We start from the raw sequence: 16254 nt of genomic DNA on the forward strand, positions 1-16254 counted from the left end.
AGAATGCGCGCAAGTGCCGAGGCGCTCCTTGCGCTTCGACTGAACGATTTGAACGAGCGGTGCAGAGCATGTCGAAAATCTACGAAAGTCCGTCGGCCGCCCTCGATGGCCTGCTGTTCGACGGCATGACGATCATGTCCGGCGGCTTCGGCCTTGCAGGCAATCCCGAAAGCCTGATCCCGGAAATCCGCGTCTCGGGCGTGAAGGATCTCACGGTTATCTCCAACAACGCGGGTGCCGATGGCTTCGGGCTGTGGATGTTGCTGGAAAGCCGGCAGGTGAGGAAGATGATCTCGTCCTACGTTGGCGAGAACAAACTGTTCGAGAGCCAGTACCTGTCTGGTGAACTGGAACTGGAACTCAACCCGCAAGGCACGCTGGCCGAGCGCATCCGCGCCGGGGGCGCGGGCATCCCGGCATTCTATACCAGGACGGGGGTGGGCACCGTGGTTGCCGAAGGCAAGCCGGTCGATGTCTTCGAGGGCGAGGAATACGTGCGCGAAACCTGGCTGCGCGCGGACCTCTCGATCATCAAGGCCTGGCGTGCGGACGAGGAGGGGAACCTGATGTTTCGCAAGACCGCGCGCAACTTCAACCCGAACATGGCGACGGCGGGCAAGGTTACCGTAGTCGAGGTCGAGGAGATCGTGACCGCCGGCACTTTCGATCCCGACTGTATCCACACGCCCGGCATCTACGTCGATCGCGTGGTGCTCTCCACCATCAGCGAGAGACGCATAGAGAAGCGCACCGTGCGTCCCAGAGAAACCGAAAAGCAGGAGACGGCATAATGCCCTGGACGCGCGACCAGATGGCCGCCCGCGCCGCGCGGGAACTGCGCGATGGCTACTACGTAAACCTCGGCATCGGCATTCCGACATTGGTCGCCAACCACGTGCCCGAAGGCATCAAGGTGACGCTCCAGTCGGAGAACGGCATGCTCGGCATCGGCCCGTTCCCCTATGACGAGGACGTCGACCCCGATCTCATCAACGCGGGGAAGCAGACCATCACCGCGTTGCCGACCTCCAGCTTCTTCTCGAGCGCCGACAGCTTCGCCATGATCCGGGGTGGCCACATCGACATGGCCGTGCTGGGCGCGATGGAAGTCTCGGCGAACGGGGACCTCGCCAACTGGACGATCCCGGGCAAGATGGTGAAGGGCATGGGCGGGGCGATGGACCTCGTCGCGGGTGTGAAGAAGGTGATCGTCGTGATGGACCACGTCTCCAAGCACAGCGAGCCGAAGATCCTTCCGGCGTGCACACTGCCGCTTACCGGCAAGGCCTGCGTCGACCTCATCGTCACCGACCTCGCGGTGATCGCGGTCGATCGCAAGGCCGGCGGGTTGACGCTGGTCGAACTGGCACCGGGCGTCACCGAGGCCGAGGTGCTGGAAAAGACCGGCGCGCCACTGCGCCACAAATCCCCATAAGGAAGCAACGTGCCAAAACTGATCGTCGTCGACCGTGCCGGTCGGGAATCCCAGATCGATGCGTCTGACGGCGCTTCCGTCATGGAGGCCGTCCGCGATGCCGGCATGGACGAACTTCTCGCGCTGTGCGGAGGCTGCTGTTCTTGTGCAACATGCCATGTGTTCATCGACGACGACTGGTTCGATGCAGTAGGCGCTCCCGAAGGCGACGAGAACGATCTTCTCGATTCCTCGGAGCACCGAACCGCGCATTCGCGGCTGTCCTGCCAGGTGAGGATGACGTCGGCCCGTGACGGGCTGCGGATCGTCATCGCGCCTGAAGATTGACCGATCGGCAGCTTTGTCGGAGAACTTATGCCTGATGCCTACATCTGCGACGCCGTGCGCACTCCCATCGGCAAACTGAACGGCAGCCTCGCGACCATCCGCGCCGACGACCTCGCCGCACTGCCCTTGCGCGCACTGGTCGCGCGCAATCCGGGCGTCGACTGGGCGGCGGTCGACGACGTGATCCTCGGCTGCGCAAACCAGGCGGGGGAGGACAATCGCAACGTCGCCCGCATGGCTGTGCTGCTGGCAGGGCTGCCCGAGGCCGTGCCGGGCGTGACCGTCAACCGCCTGTGCTCGTCGGGCCTCAATGCGGTCGGCATCGCTGCGCAGGCGATCCGCAGCGGCGATGCGGACTTGGTGGTCGCCGGTGGCGTCGAATCGATGACCCGCGCGCCTTACGTCATGGGCAAGGCCGAAAGCGCTTTCGGACGCGGCCAAAAGCTCGAGGACACGACGCTGGGCTGGCGCTTCGTGAACCCGGCGATGAAGGCCGCCTACGGTGTCGATACGATGCCGCAGACCGGCGAGAACGTCGCCGCCCAGTGGCAGGTCAGCCGCGAGGACCAGGACCGCTTTGCGCTGGCCAGTCAGGAGAAGGCCGCGCGGGCACAAGCCACCGGGCGGTTCGCGGCGGAGATCGTTCCGGTGCCGATCCCGCAGCGCAAGGGCGACCCTTTCGTGTTCGAGCATGACGAACACTTGCGCGCCACCAGCCTCGAAGCGCTCGCGAACCTCAAGCCGGTGTCGAGGACGGACGGCACCGTGACGGCTGGCAATGCTTCGGGCCTCAACGACGGCGCGGCGGCCATGCTGGTTGCTTCGGAAACGGCGGCGGCAAGGCATGGTCTCACGCCGCGCGCGCGGATTCTCGGTATGGCGGCGGCGGGGATCGCCCCGCGCGTCATGGGCGTAGGCCCTATCGAGGCGGCCCGCAAGGTACTGGCCCGTACCGATCTTTCGATGGAACAGATGGACGTCATCGAACTGAACGAGGCCTTCGCGAGCCAGGCCATCGCGACGCTGCGCGACCTCGGTGTCGACCCGTTCCAGGATTCGCGCGTTAATCCGAACGGCGGCGCCATAGCGCTCGGCCACCCGCTCGGCATGTCGGGCGCGCGCATCGCGCTCTCGGCCGTCGAGGAACTCCATCGCACCGGCGGGCGGTACGCGATGGCCTTCATGTGCATCGGCGTCGGACAGGGCCTTGCGGTGCTGCTGGAGCGAGTCTGATGAGACGGTCGTCGCCGTCATGGGCGCGGGGCACGCCAGAAGCGGCGACGATGTTTACGCTTGCAGGCAGGCGGGCGTCCCGGCGATTGCGGCTCTTCTGATGCGCGACGCCCGCGGCTGCCGCATGATCGGTGCCGGCGGCACAGCGTCATTTCGTCAAGGGTTGCCCGGGTCGCCAGCAGACGCTTTTCGTCGAGATTGCGGCCAACGGCCAGCTTCACGACGAGTTGAAAATACGTGCCGACATCAGCGCGTAGAGGCGACCTGCATGAACATGCCGTGCGACCGTTTGCGCGACCTGTTGCTGCGAATGGCGCGCTTTCGTTGCGGATCGCCTTCCCATCTCGGCATGACGCCGGCACTGCTCAGTCCAGGATTGCGGGCAGGTCCAGGCCCTTTTCAACTGCGCAGTCGCGGGCGATTTCATAACCCGCGTCGGCGTGGCGCATGACGCCGGTGGCGGGGTCGTTCCACAGCACGCGCTCCAGCCGCTTTGCCGCTTCGGACGTACCGTCCGCCACGATCACCATGCCGGAATGTTGCGAGAAGCCCATGCCTACGCCGCCGCCGTGGTGGAGCGACACCCAGGTCGCGCCGCTGGCGGTGTTGAGCAGGGCGTTGAGCAACGGCCAGTCGCTCACTGCGTCCGAACCGTCCTTCATCGATTCAGTTTCGCGGTTGGGCGAGGCGACCGAACCACTGTCGAGGTGGTCGCGACCGATCACGACGGGGGCCTTCAGTTCGCCGTTCGCGACCATCTCGTTGAAGGCCAGGCCGAGGCGGTGGCGATCGCCCAGACCCACCCAGCAGATGCGCGCCGGCAGGCCCTGGAACCGGATCTTCTCGCGCGCCATGTCGAGCCAGTTGTGCAAGTGGGCATTGTCGGGCAGCAGTTCCTTCACCTTGGCGTCGGTCTTGTAGATGTCTTCGGGATCGCCTGAAAGCGCGGCCCAGCGGAACGGACCGATGCCGCGGCAGAACAGCGGTCGGATATAGGCGGGCACGAAGCCGGGGAAGTCGAACGCGTTTTCCACGCCCTCGTCGAGCGCGACCTGGCGGATGTTGTTGCCGTAGTCGGTGGTGGGAACGCCCGCCGCCTGGAAATCGAGCATCGCGCGCACGTGCTGCGCCATCGACGCCTTGGCGGCCTTCGCCACCACCTCGGGCTCGCGCTCGCGCCGCTCGATCCACTCGGCGACGCTCCAGCCGGCGGGCAGGTAGCCGTTGACCGGATCGTGCGCGCTGGTCTGGTCGGTCAAGATGTCCGGGCGGATGCCGCGCGCGTAGATTTCGGGCAGCAGTTCGGCCGCGTTGCCGAGCAGGCCGACCGACAGCGCCACCTTGTCGGCGTTGGCCTTGTCAATGATCGTCATGGCTTCCTCAATCGAGCTGGCCGCGACGTCGAGGTAGCCGGTGCGCAGGCGCATCTCGATACGGCTCGCCTGGCATTCGATCGCGAGGCACGAGGCGCCCGCCATCACCGCCGCCAGCGGCTGCGCGCCGCCCATGCCGCCAAGGCCCGCGGTCAGCAGCCACTTGCCCGAAAGGTCGCCGCCGTAATGCTGGCGGCCCATCTCGACGAAGGTCTCGTAGGTCCCCTGAACGATGCCTTGCGTGCCGATGTAGATCCACGAACCGGCGGTCATCTGGCCGTACATGGCGAGGCCGCGCTTATCGAGTTCGTTGAAATGCTCCCAGTTCGCCCAGTGTGGCACGAGGTTGGAGTTGGCGATCAGCACGCGCGGCGCATCGGCATGGGTGCGGAACACGCCGACCGGCTTGCCCGACTGCACCAGCAGCGTCTCGTCGGATTCGAGGCGGCGCAGCGTCTCGACGATCTTGTCGAAGCTGGCCCAGTCGCGCGCGGCGCGGCCGATGCCGCCGTAGACGACCAGTTCCTCGGGCCGCTCGGCAACGTCGGGGTGGAGGTTGTTCATCAGCATGCGCAAGGGCGCTTCGGTGAGCCACGACTTCGCCGAAAGCTCAGTGCCGGTGGCGGGCTTGATGACGCGGGTGTTGTCGGTGCGGGACATGGAGATCAGGCTTCCTGAAGGGCGAAGGCGCGGGCGGCTTCGATGATCTGGGAAAGGATCGCGGTGAGGTGCGCGGCACGCGCCGGATCGAAGGTTGGGAGCCAGTTGGCTTCCGTCGGTGCCTCGGGCTCGTCCATGTAGCCGCGGATGGCGAGTTCCATCTGGATCGCGTGGACGCCGTTTTCGGGGTGGCCGTAGTGGCGGGTGGTCCAGCCACCGCGGAACCGCCCGTCGAGGACGTGGCTTTCGCCGCTGGCCATGCAGATGGCTTCGACGGCAGCAGCCAGCGCGAGATTGCAAGTGGTACCGCCGTTGGTGCCGATGTTGAACGGCGGCAGTTCGCCCTCGAAAAGGCGCGGGACGTGGCTGCGGATCGAGTGGGCATCATAGAGCACCACGCTCGGGTGCGCGGCGCGCAGGCGGTCAATCTGCCACTGCAGCGCGGCATGGTACGGATCGAACCACAAGGTTCGGCGGCGGGCGATTTCCGCCTCGTCTGGCAAGGCATCGGCGTAGAGCGGTTCGCCGTCGAACGTCGTCGTCGGGCACAGTTCGGTCGTCGCCTGACCCGGATAGAGCGAGGCGCCCGAAGGATCGCGGTTCACGTCGATCACGCTGCGCGAGATGCCCGTCGCCACCAAGGTCGCGCCAAGGTCGGCGGCGAAGGCGTAGAGGTCATTCACCCACCAGTCGGCGTCACGCCGCGCGAGCCACGGCGAGCGGAAACCGGCTTCGACGTCCGCCAGCCCGGTGCCGACGTGCGGAAACGCGAGGATCAGCGGCGCGTCGCCTTCCGTGATCGTGAGCCAGTCGCTCATGCCACACCCGGCAGCACGCCACCGGCGGCGGCAACCAGCGCGCCCGAGGCGATCAGCGCGTTCGCCGCTTCCATGTCGGGATGGAAATGGCGGTCGTCCTCAAGCGCCGGCACCACTTCGCGCAAGGCCGCGCGCGCGGCTTCGAGCGCATCGCTGGAGGCGAGCGGAGCGTGGAAGCCGATCCCCTGCACCGAGGCGAGCAGTTCAATGCCGATCACCGCGACCGCGTTCTCGGCCATCTCCAGCAGGCGGCGCGCGCCGTGGGCTGCCATCGAGACGTGGTCCTCCTGGTTCGCCGAAGTCGGGATCGAATCGACGCTCGCGGGATAGGCGCGCTGCTTGTTCTCGCTGACGAGCGCGGCGGCGGTGACTTGCGGGATCATGAATCCGGAGTTGAGGCCGGGGCGCGGCGTCAGAAACGCGGGCAGGGCGGAGAGCGCCGGATCGACCAGCATGGCAATGCGGCGCTCGGCGATCGAGCCGATCTCGCAGATCGCCAGCGCGATCATGTCGGCGGCGAAGGCGACCGGCTCGGCATGGAAGTTGCCGCCCGACAACGCCTCGTCGGTCTCGGGGAAGATCAGCGGGTTGTCGGAGACGCCGTTGGCCTCGATCTCAAGCGTGGTCGCCGCTTGGCGCAGCAGGTCGAGCACCGCGCCCATGACCTGGGGCTGGCAGCGCAGGCAGTAAGGGTCCTGAACGCGCGCGTCGTTCTCCAGATGGCTGGCGCGGATGGCGCTGCCGGCCATCAGGTCGCGCAAGGCGTCGGCGACTTCGATCTGCCCCTTCTGCCGGCGCAGCGCGTGGATGCGGGGATCGAACGGGGTGTCGGAGCCCTTCGCCGCCTCGGTGGACAGCGCGCCGGTGACCAGCGCGGAGCGGAACAGCAGCTCGGTCTCGAACAGGCCCGCCAGCGCGTTGGCGGTGGAGAACTGGGTGCCGTTAAGCAGGGCTAGACCCTCCTTAGGACCCAGTACGGTGGGCTCGAGACCGGCTTTGTGCAGCGCTTCGAGCGCGGGCAGCCGCTCGCCCTCGTGGAACACTTCGCCCACGCCGATCATCGTCGCGGCCATGTGCGACAGCGGCGCAAGGTCCCCGCTCGCGCCTACCGAACCCTGGCATGGGACCACCGGGGTCAGGCCATTTTCGAGCATTCCACCAAGCCATTCAACGGTTTGTGGCCGCACGCCCGACGCGCCCTGCGCCAGGCTGGCAAGCTTGAGCGCCATCATCAGCCGGATCACCGGCACCGGCGAAGCCGCGCCCGTGCCCGCCGCGTGGCTGAGCACGATGTTGCGCTGGAGCGTCGCCAGGTCCTCGTCGCCGATCCGCACGCTGGCGAGCTTGCCGAAGCCGGTGTTGATGCCGTAGACCGGTGCGCCCTTCGCCAGGATCCGCGCGACGGCGGCGGCGCTTTGCGCCACGCGCGCGGCGCAGGCGGGGTCCAGCCGGACCGGCGCTCCCCGATAGACGCTGCGCCAGTCCGCCAGCGGAACCTCGCCGGGGATGAGCACGATGCTGTTCATTGACCACTCCAGATGCGGGCATGGAGCGGGTTGAACCCCATGCGATAAACCAGTTCGGCGGGACGTTCGATGTCCCAGATGGCAAGGTCGCAGCGTTTGCCGGCTTCCAGCGTGCCGCGATCGGCCAGTCCCAGCGCCAGCGCCGCGTTGCGCGTGACGCCCGCCAGGCACTCGGCGACGGTGAGGCGAAACAGCGTCGCGCCCATGTTCGCCACAAGCAGTAGCGAAGTGAGCGGCGACGTGCCGGGATTGCAATCGGTCGCCAGCGCGATCGGCACACCGGCGGCGCGCAGGGCGTCGACCGGCGGCAACTTCGTCTCGCGTACGAAGTAGTAGGCGCCGGGCAGCAGCGTGGCGACTGTCCCCGAGGCTGCCATTGCGGCGATGCCGGCTTCGTCGAGATGTTCGAGGTGGTCGGCCGAGAGCGCCCCGTGGCGGGCGGCGAGGGCGCCTCCGTGGAGGTTGGAAAGCTGATCGGCGTGGAGCTTGACCGGCATTCCGTGGCGCGCGGCGGCGGCGAACATGCGTTCGGTCTGTGCGGGGGTGAAGCCGATGCCCTCGCAGAAGGCGTCCACCGCATCGGCGAGGCCGAGCGCGGCGGCTTGCGGCAGGACCTCGTCGCACAGCATGGCGATGTAGCGGTCTGCATCGCCTGCGAACTCTGGAGGCAGAGCGTGGGCGCCCAGGAAGGTCGCGGTGATGGACACGGGGCGCTCGTCGCCCAGCCGGCGGGCGGCGCGCAGCATGCGGACTTCGGTCTCGCCATCGAGCCCGTAGCCGGACTTGACCTCCACCGTCGTCGCCCCTTCCGCGATCAGCGCGTCGAGGCGGGGGAGGGCGGTGGCGACGAGGTCGTCCTCGCTCGCGGCGCGGGTGGCGCGCATCGTGGAGAGGATGCCACCTCCGGCCCGCGCGATATCCTCGTAGGAAGCGCCTTCCAGCCGCATCTCGAACTCGGCCGCGCGGTCGCCGCCGTGGATCAGGTGGGTGTGGCAGTCGATCAGGCCCGGAGTGATCCAGCGGCCTTCGCACGCGACGATGCGATCGGCGGAGAAGGCGGGCGCATCGGCTTCGGGCCCGGCATAGAGGATGACGCCGCCGATCGCGGCGATCAGGCCGTGTTCGACGATACCCAGCCCCTCGCCGGTCATCGTGGCCAGTCGGGCCCCTTTCCAGACGGTGTCGCACTGCATGACCGAAGCCCTCGCCTTGGGGTGCCCAAATGGATTGCACCGCTCGCATATAATGTATAGACAAAAATGGAGCCAAGGAACGAAATTGATGTCGGAAGGGTAGCCGTCCATGCCCGGATCGTTGTTTTTCGGTCATTGCCTGCTGACAGACGGCTGGGCCCGCGAGGTGCGCGTGACCATCGCCGAGGGACGGATCGCGGAGGTCGAGACGGGCGCTACGCCCGGTCCCGGTGACGATCGGCACGGCTGCGCGCTGCCGGGAATCCCCAACCTGCACAGCCATGCCTTCCAGCGCGGAATGGCGGGCCTTGCCGAACGTCGCGGCCCTTCGAACGACAGCTTCTGGACCTGGCGCGAGATCATGTACCGCTTCGTCGATCGCATGGCTCCCGAGGACGTGCGCGCCATTGCTACGCTCGCCTACGTCGAGATGCTGGAGGCCGGGTTTACCCGCGTCGGCGAGTTCCATTACCTCCACCACGACCGCAACGGGCAGCGCTTCGCCGACATCGCGGCGATGAGCGGGGCGGTCTGCGAGGCAGCGGCAGACAGCGGGATCGGCCTGACGTTGCTACCGGTTCTCTACAGCTATGCGGGTTTCGGAGCGCGGCCGCCGCAAACCGCGCAGGCGCGCTTCATCCTGGACATCGATGGCTATGCACGTCTGCTGGAGGGCGCTCAGCGGCACGCGCGCGCCTTGCCCGATGCGGTGGTCGGGGTGGCGCCGCACAGCCTGCGTGCGGTGTCGCCCGAACAGCAGCGCGATCTGGCGGGGTTGTCTCGAGGCCGCCCGGTCCACATTCACATCGCCGAACAGGTCAGGGAGGTCGAGGACTGCGTCGCCTGGAGTGGCCGGCGGCCGGTCGAATGGCTGCTCGACAATGCCGAGGTCGATGGCCGCTGGTGCCTCGTCCACGCCACCCACATGACCAAGGCGGAAACCGCCGCGATGGGCCGCAGCGGCGCGGTGGCTGGGCTGTGCCCGATCACCGAGGCGAACCTGGGCGACGGGCTGTTTCCGGTTGAGACCTTCCTCGAGGCGGGCGGCCGCTACGGCGTTGGCAGCGATTCCAACGTGTTGATCGACTGCGCGGAGGAGTTGCGCCTGCTCGAATACGGACAGCGCCTCACTCGCCGCGCGCGCAACGTGATGGCGCGTGGCGGTGGGCGCTCGACCGGTGCGGACCTTTATGGTGATGCGCTGGCGGGCGGGGCGGCGGCGCTTGGCGTCACGGGCGGAATCGCGGTGGGGCTCAGCGCCGATATCGTCAGCCTCGACCTCACCCATCCCGCGCTTGTCCACCGGTCTGGCGATGCGATAACCGACAGCTTCGTCTTCGCGGCCGGGCGTTCGGCCATTGACTGCGTCTGGCGCCATGGCGACAAGCTGGTGAGCCGAGGCAGACACCGCATCCGCGACCATGCGGTTCGGGATTACAATCGCGTGCTGGAGACTTTGATCGCGTGAGAATGGCGTTGCACGAACGGATTCGCAGCGATTTCGAAGGCCGGATACTGGGTGGTGACCTCGCGCCGGGCGCACGCCTGCCGATCGAGCAGGATTTGATGCGGCAATACGGCTGTTCGCGCATGACGGTGAACAAGGCGCTGTCCAATCTGCTGACGGCTGGCCTTATTGAGCGCCGCAAGAAGGCCGGTACGTTCGTCGCCCAACCCAAGATGCACAGCATGATCCTGGATATTCCGGATATCGCGGTGCAGGTGGCGGAGCGGGGGCAGGACTACACGTATCAGCCGCTCAGGCGCATGCTGCGGGCAGCGGACGACGATGAAGAGGCGCTACTGGCCGGTGCGGGGCAACTGCTGCAGATCGACGGCCTCCATATCGCCGACGGTGCGCCGCTGGCTATCGAATTCCGCCTGGTCAGCGTCGGCGCGGTTCCCGGCATCGTCGGCGCCGATCTGCAGGTCGTGGCCCCGGGGTCATGGCTCCTCCAGCATGTCCCCTGGACCGAAGCGGAAACCCGCATCTCGGCGGTGCCGGCAATGGAGGAGGAAGCGCGCAAGCTGGAGATTGAAATCGGATCGCCCTGCCTTTGCGTCGAGCGACGAACGTGGCGTGGGTCGGAGCGGATCACCTCCGTCCGGCAGGTGTTCCCCGGCCATGCCTATGACTTGGTGGCCCGGTTCGGTCCCGGCGGATGACGTCCCGGCCGCGCGAACGCTGCAGTGGCCAGAGCGGGGGTGGTCACAGCCGGGGCATCCCGACGAACTGATCGAGGCCGACGGCAGTTCGGCCTGGAAGTCCTTTGCCAATCTGATGGACCTGTCGATGATGCAACTCGCCAGGGACAAGGGCGCGTGCATCGTCCCGACGCTTGCTGGTGGCATGTGTTCTATCTGGGAATGAAGAAGCTCCGACATCCGGCCTTTGCCGCAAGACTAGGATCTATTTCGTCACAAAAGCCCATCCTGCGATAGCATCCCGGATGCGGACGATGTCTGCGGCAGGTCGCCAGGTCATGCCGATTTCGCGCGGCTTTGCTCCCGGGCCGAACGAACCGGCTTCGAAGAAGCGCGAATCCTGCGGGCGGAAGACCAGGGTCGGGGTCCCATCCCGGGCTGTGCCGTTCATCGTGGCCCAGTGGTCGGCATGAATGTGGCGATCCATGAAACAGTCGATGAATGAAGCCTGGCCCACGGCGGCAGGGTCCGCATAGCGACCGTCGGCGAAGCGGGTCGTAGGGTGCCATGGCCGTGCGAGCGCCACGGCGCCGTCGGGCACGCCTTTCTCGCCGGTCAGGCGCGAGCGGTACACGACGATCCCGCTTTCCTGCGAGAGCGGGGTGGAAGGTGCGGCGATGAAGGACTGAAACGCACCGGCAACGTAAGGTTCGGCGCGGCGGCGCGAGCGGATCTCGCTATCCTCGATCAGGATCTGGCCATTGCCGAAGATGAAATCGACATTGCCCGCGATAAGGCTGCGCTGCACGAGCGCGCGGCCGCCGTTGGCGAACAGCGTGTCCTGATAGCCGAGCAGCGCCACGCGATCGAGCCGCACCCGGTCGCTGGCGATGTCGAGCAGCAGCGCGACCGCCTGCGGATTGCGGATGCGGGCCGGCTCGCTCAGGCTGTCGTTGGCGAGGTAGTCGTAGGTATTCTCGACCGTCAGGTCCGAGACGACGACGTCCTTCGCGTTGATGGTCAACGTGGCCGAGCCGGGCGTGCCCCACCCGGCGCGGTGGTAGTGGCCGGCAGTCTGCGCAACCGCGCCGAAGTGCAGCCGCGTGCCAGCTGCGCCGCTTCCGGTCAGGCGGACACGGTCACGGGTGACGACGGGCTTTTCCGCATAGTCGCCCGGCGCGACGTGGATCGTGATCCACTGCGGCGAGGTGTCGCGCGCGGCAGCATCCAGCGCGAGTTGGATGGCGGTGTAGCAAGGCAGGGTGCTGGCCTCGCACGAAGGACGCACTGCATATGCGTCGGGCGCCGCCTCGGCGGCAGCGGGCAGGAACAGGGCGGCGGCAAAGGCGAGATATCTCATCGCGAAGCGCCCTCCCTCGGCGCGGGCAGGGTCGAGAGAAATCCGTCGATCTCGTTGGCCACCTGCGGCAACCACGGTTCGAACAGCCAGAAGTCGTGCGGCGCGTTGGCGAAGGCGTGAAAACGATGCGCGATGGCATGGCGCTCCAGCGCTGCGATCACCGCATTCTTGCCCTCGGTGAAGCGGGGGATGCCGCTGGAGACGATCAGTGTCGGCGGCGAGGCGGGGCCGACGTGGGCGGCAGCGCTCGCGTCGCGCCAGCGGACGGCGGCATTTCCGTAGGAGCCGCCCAGCCAACGCGCGGCGGGGGAGGCCTCTCCGGCGGCATTTTCGAACGACAGGGCCTGCGGGGTGGTGAAATCGAGCACGCCGTCGAGATCGATCAAGGCTGCGGCGGTGCGCTCGTCGCCCGGACCGAACCGGCCGGATGGCCCGGCATAGGCAAGCAGCGCTGCCATCTGTCCGCCCGACGAGGCACCGCCTATCGCGATGCGCCGTGGATCGATGCCGAAGCTGGCGGCATGGTTCCGAGCCCACGCCAGGGCGTCGCCGATGTCGATCATTCCCGCGGGATAAGCCGCTTCGGGCGAGAGTCGGAATTCGGGCAGGAATACGGTGTATCCGCGCTGTGCCAGCAGACCTGCGAGGGCGTAGAAGTGGGACTTGTCGCCGGCGCGCCAGGCGCCGCCGTGGACCATCACGATGCCTTGCTTGCCGGGTTTGGCCGGGCGGAACACGTCGATATGCAGGTCGCGGCCGTCGGCGGTCTTGTAGGGACGGTCGAACAGGACCGACTGTCCTTCCTGCCACGTCACCGCCGGCCAGGCGATGCCGGGATACTTGTCCTGGTACTGCGCGAAGCGCTGCCCGATCGTGTAGCTGTCGTCCACTTCGCGCGCCGCGGTCGGGCCGGCCATTCCGGCAGGGCTCAGGCAGGCGGCGAGCAACCATCCCGCCATTCGCTTTGCTAGGGTCACCCGGCTGCCTTTCGAGACAAAAAAGAGGGCCGCCACCGAGGGGTTGGCGACGGCCCTGCAGGTGTCAGAACTGGTAACGTGCGCCCACGAACCACTGCGCGCCAGTCTTGGAGAACTCACGCACGAGGTATTGCGAGCCGTCGCCAGTGCCGTAGATACGCTCCTTCTCGTTGGTGATGTTGATGCCCTGGACATTGAGGCTGAGCCGCTTGGTCAGGTTGTAGTAGGCCGAAAGATCCACCTGGGTGGGGCCGTACTTGCGCTCCTGCACGTGGCCGTTGCCGCCCGGCTCGCTCAACAGATAGTCGTCGCGCTTGTTGATCGAGACCCGCAGGCCGAGGTTACCGGTGTCATAATAGGCCGTGAAATTGTACGAATTGGGCGATAGACCCGTCGAATCGCGCGCGGTGACATGAGTATAGTTCGAGGCGATGCCGAAATACGAGAACAGCCCCGGCAGGAACGTGAAGGGTACGTTGAGAGTCGCTTCAAGACCCTTGACACTGTTGCCGTCGGGCGAGTTGACGGTGCTGTAGAAGGTGTACTGCGCCGTTGCCGGGTCCGCCTGGTAGGATGCGTCGTAGCGCGGATCGGCATAGATGGCCGCCCAGTATTCCTGCGGCACCGATTGCTGCACCACCGAAGTCGTCAGCGAGCTGATGATGTTCTTCTTGAATACGCCGACCGCGAACAGGCCACCCTTGCTGAAGTACCATTCGAAGCCAAGGTCGAAGTCGTTCGAAAGGTAGGGCTTGAGCGCCGGGTTGCCCAGGTTGCTGACCGTGCGCGTTGTATATTCGAACACGGGCGCGGCGATGTTGAGCGAGGCCAGCCCCGGCCGCGTCATCGAACGGGCATAGGCGAAGCGGGCCACGAGGTCGGGCGTGATGTTCAGTGCCGCGTTGAACGAGGGCAGGAGGTTGTCGTAGTGTCGCTTGACCTCGACCGGCGATCCCGCGATCACTGCGCGCGATTCCACGTCGGTCCGTACCCAGCGCACGCCGCCGTCGAGCCGCAGTGTCATCGCGCCGATGTCGATTTCGCCGGTGACTTCGCCGAAGCCGCCGGTGGTCTTCTCTACGACTTCCCAGCCCGCCGCGACGTTGGTGGTGTAGTTCGGCGAGATCAGCCCCGAAGCGCCGATCGCGTCGAAGTCGATCACCGCGAAGGTGGGCAGGCCGCCCGAGACGACACCGCTGCCGAAGTGGCTGACCGGGAAACTGGTCATGTAGTCGGAGGGTTCGTAGCTGGGCAGGTCGCCCTGCGCTTCGGAATAGCGCACCAGGCGGCGGTTGTAGGCGACACCCGCCTGCGCGGTGAAGCGGTCCTTTGTGAACGTGACGTTGGCCTTGGTGGTGAAATTGTCCTTCACGACGTTGTTCAGCCGGTTCGCCGCGGTCGTCGCATTGATGAAGTTGCCGGGATCGTTGGGATCGTAGTTGCCGTAGTCCAGCGTCGCGACGTCCTTGTTGTCCGAATAGTCGTAGGAATAATAGTGCGGGATCGAACGGGCGTAGAAGCGCAGCTCGCTTCGATCGGCGGTATCGCGCGCCTTGCCGACCATGGCGTCGACCTTGATCGCATCCGTGACCTCGTAGTCGCCCGAGAGCACGAACTGGCGGAACTTCGAGGTCGAGGTCTGGTGGCGGCTTTCGTACCACGAGGTCACGTCGTCGAAGGCCGCTGCGACGAGTTGCTTGCCGTCGGGCGCGACGGTGAACGACAGAGGGGTCTGCCCCACGAAATTGCCCGGCGTGCCATGCGTCAGCAGCCACTCCATCGAGTTGTAGCTGTAGCGGTCGTTGTCGAGCTGCGAATAGAGCGCATCGAGACTGATCGTCAGCCCGTCGATCGGCTTGGCCTGGATCGAGCCGGTGAGGCCCAGGCGCTTCTGGTCGTTGCCGAAGAAGTCCGCGCGCGGGAGGCGCGGCGCCCACAGGCAATCGAGGCGATCGGCCGCGCCGCAGTCCTCCGGCGTGCCGGTGACGGTCGGGTTGGTGTCCGCCCAGCTATCGCCGTTCACGAAAGGCGAGGTCCAGCGTACGCTGGATAAGCCCTCCTGGTAGACGGTGCGCTTGGAATAGGCGGCGGAAAGCAGCACGCCGATGCGGTCGTCGGCGAAGGTGTCGGACACCATCACCGTCGCGCGGGGATCGACCTTGCGGGTGATCGTGTTGTAGCCGCCCTGCGCCGAGCCGACAACGTGGAAGCCCTTGAAATCGAACGGCTTGGCCGAATAGAGATCGACCGTGCCGGCAATGCCGCCCTCCTCGATCGAGGCGCGCTGAGTTTTCTGCACGTCGATGCGGTTGAACAGTTCGGACGCAAAGACGTGGAAGTCGAAGGCACGGCCGGCGTTGATGGTGAAGCCTCCGGAATCGAGGCCATCGCTGCTGGCGGGCACTTCCATGCCGTTCAGTGTCGTGCGGGTGAAGTCAGGCGAGAAGCCGCGCAGGGTGATGTTGCGGCCTTCGCCGCCCTCGCGCGAAATGGCGACGCCCGGCAGGCGCTGGATCGATTCCGACAAGTTGAGGTCGGGCATCTTGGCCATGTCTTCGGCCATGATGCTTTCGGTGAGGTTCACCGCGCGGCGCTTGAGGTCCTGCGCCTTGGCCAAGGTAGCGCGAAAGCCGGTGACGAGGATTTCCGATCCCGCCGGCGGCTCGTCGGGTGTCGTCGCCTCGGATTCGGCGCGCGAGGCCGGGATGGGCGCGTCCTGGCTGGCGGTGGCGTTCGCGGGCGCAGCGGTGAGGCTGGTCAGCGTCATTGCCCGGTGCCCGGTCGGCTGTGGCGCGCTCCGCGCCACGATGGCGTAGGAGCCCGGCCCGGTGCGCCGCGCGACAAGGCCGGTTCCGGCAAGCAGCCGCGCCAGCGCCTCGTCCACGCTCATTTCGCCGCGCACGGCATTGGCCCGCACGGCATGGGTCAGCCGCCGCGCGGCGATGATCTGGATGTCGCCCTGGCGGCCGAGCTGGGTGATCGCGGTTTCGGCAAGCTGCGCGTCGATCGCGAACTGGCGGGTCTGCGCCGCTGCCTGTACCGGAGAAGACACGGCGCAGACGATCGCGGCAGACGTGAACAAGGCACCCCGCAACGTGGAAATATTCATGATCCCTCCCAATTCCCTGTTCGACGGACTTTTTCCGCCTGTATTTTCCAAGAGACCCGCCGCCTGATATTCCTTCTCTCCGGCGAGCTTTTTTCATA

The 16254-nt window shown here is 66.6% G+C and carries 14 protein-coding genes; 7 read left to right on the plus strand and 7 right to left on the minus strand.

Annotated features, from left to right (window positions below; genetic code table 11):
- The first annotated feature begins 68 nt into the window (after window positions 1-68).
- Genes ACFFDA_RS05695 through pcaF form a run of 4 tightly spaced genes read left to right on the plus strand, consistent with a single transcriptional unit; the run spans window position 69 to window position 2995 of the window.
- Window positions 69-791: a CoA transferase subunit A gene (locus ACFFDA_RS05695; RefSeq protein ID WP_404476836.1), complete on the plus strand. Its 723-nt coding sequence runs from the start codon at window positions 69-71 to the stop codon at window positions 789-791.
- On the plus strand, window positions 791-1435 hold the full coding sequence (locus ACFFDA_RS05700; RefSeq protein ID WP_404476838.1) for a 3-oxoacid CoA-transferase subunit B: 645 nt from the start codon (window positions 791-793) through the stop codon (window positions 1433-1435). The genes ACFFDA_RS05695 and ACFFDA_RS05700 overlap by 1 nt, the downstream gene beginning before the upstream one ends.
- Before the next feature lie 9 nt (window positions 1436-1444).
- Window positions 1445-1762 (plus strand): 2Fe-2S iron-sulfur cluster-binding protein, encoded by a 318-nt coding sequence (locus tag ACFFDA_RS05705; RefSeq protein ID WP_404476840.1) that lies wholly within the window; start codon window positions 1445-1447, stop codon window positions 1760-1762.
- Window positions 1763-1789: 27 nt separating this feature from the next.
- A complete protein-coding gene (gene pcaF, locus ACFFDA_RS05710) occupies window positions 1790-2995 on the plus strand; it encodes a 3-oxoadipyl-CoA thiolase (protein ID WP_404476841.1) in 1206 nt (401 codons plus the stop codon).
- Between the two features lie 365 nt (window positions 2996-3360).
- On the opposite strand, the gene hutU is transcribed toward pcaF, so the two are convergent.
- The 4 genes from hutU to hutI are packed head-to-tail and all read right to left on the minus strand — an operon-like array spanning window position 3361 to window position 8565.
- Window positions 3361-5028, minus strand: coding sequence for a urocanate hydratase (hutU, locus tag ACFFDA_RS05715; protein WP_404476843.1), 1668 nt, complete (start codon window positions 5026-5028; stop codon window positions 3361-3363).
- A 5-nt stretch (window positions 5029-5033) separates the two neighbouring features.
- A complete protein-coding gene (gene hutG / locus ACFFDA_RS05720; protein ID WP_404476844.1) occupies window positions 5034-5846 on the minus strand; it encodes an N-formylglutamate deformylase in 813 nt (270 codons plus the stop codon).
- Complete coding sequence (gene hutH / locus ACFFDA_RS05725; protein ID WP_404476845.1) at window positions 5843-7372, minus strand: histidine ammonia-lyase; 1530 nt, start codon at window positions 7370-7372, stop codon at window positions 5843-5845. The genes hutG and hutH overlap by 4 nt, the downstream gene beginning before the upstream one ends.
- Complete coding sequence (hutI, locus tag ACFFDA_RS05730; RefSeq protein ID WP_404476847.1) at window positions 7369-8565, minus strand: imidazolonepropionase; 1197 nt, start codon at window positions 8563-8565, stop codon at window positions 7369-7371. Before hutI ends, hutH begins: the two co-directional genes overlap by 4 nt.
- Before the next feature lie 109 nt (window positions 8566-8674).
- On the opposite strand from hutI, the gene ACFFDA_RS05735 reads away from it, so the two are divergent.
- The 3 genes from ACFFDA_RS05735 to ACFFDA_RS05745 are packed head-to-tail and all read left to right on the plus strand — an operon-like array spanning window position 8675 to window position 10936.
- Entirely contained in the window at window positions 8675-10033 is a 1359-nt protein-coding gene (locus tag ACFFDA_RS05735) for a formimidoylglutamate deiminase (RefSeq protein WP_404476849.1), read from the plus strand.
- 2 nt (window positions 10034-10035) lie between these two features.
- The gene (hutC, locus tag ACFFDA_RS05740; RefSeq protein ID WP_404476851.1) at window positions 10036-10731 is read left to right on the plus strand and encodes a histidine utilization repressor; all 696 of its coding nucleotides are present in this window, start codon (window positions 10036-10038) and stop codon (window positions 10729-10731) included.
- The gene (locus ACFFDA_RS05745; RefSeq protein WP_404476852.1) at window positions 10691-10936 is read left to right on the plus strand and encodes a hypothetical protein; all 246 of its coding nucleotides are present in this window, start codon (window positions 10691-10693) and stop codon (window positions 10934-10936) included. Before hutC ends, ACFFDA_RS05745 begins: the two co-directional genes overlap by 41 nt.
- A gap of 39 nt (window positions 10937-10975) precedes the next feature.
- On the opposite strand, the gene ACFFDA_RS05750 is transcribed toward ACFFDA_RS05745, so the two are convergent.
- From ACFFDA_RS05750 to ACFFDA_RS05760, 3 genes are all read right to left on the minus strand, one after another.
- Complete coding sequence (locus ACFFDA_RS05750; RefSeq protein ID WP_404476855.1) at window positions 10976-12070, minus strand: pectinesterase family protein; 1095 nt, start codon at window positions 12068-12070, stop codon at window positions 10976-10978.
- Entirely contained in the window at window positions 12067-13029 is a 963-nt protein-coding gene (locus ACFFDA_RS05755; protein ID WP_404476857.1) for an alpha/beta hydrolase, read from the minus strand. The genes ACFFDA_RS05750 and ACFFDA_RS05755 overlap by 4 nt, the downstream gene beginning before the upstream one ends.
- A gap of 82 nt (window positions 13030-13111) precedes the next feature.
- A complete protein-coding gene (locus ACFFDA_RS05760) occupies window positions 13112-16156 on the minus strand; it encodes a TonB-dependent receptor (protein ID WP_404476860.1) in 3045 nt (1014 codons plus the stop codon).
- Between the last annotated feature and the right edge of the window lie 98 nt (window positions 16157-16254).

The sequence above is a fragment of the Novosphingobium sp. BL-52-GroH genome (genome assembly GCF_044813085.1).
Lineage (GTDB): Bacteria > Pseudomonadota > Alphaproteobacteria > Sphingomonadales > Sphingomonadaceae > Novosphingobium.

Coding starts and splice junctions, on each gene's coding strand:
- ACFFDA_RS05695 (WP_404476836.1), top strand. CDS start 69: ATGTCGAAAATCTACGAAAGTCCGTCGGCCGCCCTCGATGGCCTGCTG.
- ACFFDA_RS05700 (WP_404476838.1), top strand. CDS start 791: ATGCCCTGGACGCGCGACCAGATGGCCGCCCGCGCCGCGCGGGAACTG.
- pcaF (WP_404476841.1), top strand. CDS start 1,790: ATGCCTGATGCCTACATCTGCGACGCCGTGCGCACTCCCATCGGCAAA.
- hutU (WP_404476843.1), bottom strand. CDS start 5,028: ATGTCCCGCACCGACAACACCCGCGTCATCAAGCCCGCCACCGGCACT.
- hutG (WP_404476844.1), bottom strand. CDS start 5,846: ATGAGCGACTGGCTCACGATCACGGAAGGCGACGCGCCGCTGATCCTC.
- hutH (WP_404476845.1), bottom strand. CDS start 7,372: ATGAACAGCATCGTGCTCATCCCCGGCGAGGTTCCGCTGGCGGACTGG.
- hutI (WP_404476847.1), bottom strand. CDS start 8,565: ATGCAGTGCGACACCGTCTGGAAAGGGGCCCGACTGGCCACGATGACC.
- ACFFDA_RS05735 (WP_404476849.1), top strand. CDS start 8,675: ATGCCCGGATCGTTGTTTTTCGGTCATTGCCTGCTGACAGACGGCTGG.
- hutC (WP_404476851.1), top strand. CDS start 10,036: ATGGCGTTGCACGAACGGATTCGCAGCGATTTCGAAGGCCGGATACTG.
- ACFFDA_RS05745 (WP_404476852.1), top strand. CDS start 10,691: ATGCCTATGACTTGGTGGCCCGGTTCGGTCCCGGCGGATGACGTCCCG.
- ACFFDA_RS05750 (WP_404476855.1), bottom strand. CDS start 12,070: ATGAGATATCTCGCCTTTGCCGCCGCCCTGTTCCTGCCCGCTGCCGCC.
- ACFFDA_RS05755 (WP_404476857.1), bottom strand. CDS start 13,029: ATGGCGGGATGGTTGCTCGCCGCCTGCCTGAGCCCTGCCGGAATGGCC.
- ACFFDA_RS05760 (WP_404476860.1), bottom strand. CDS start 16,156: ATGAATATTTCCACGTTGCGGGGTGCCTTGTTCACGTCTGCCGCGATC.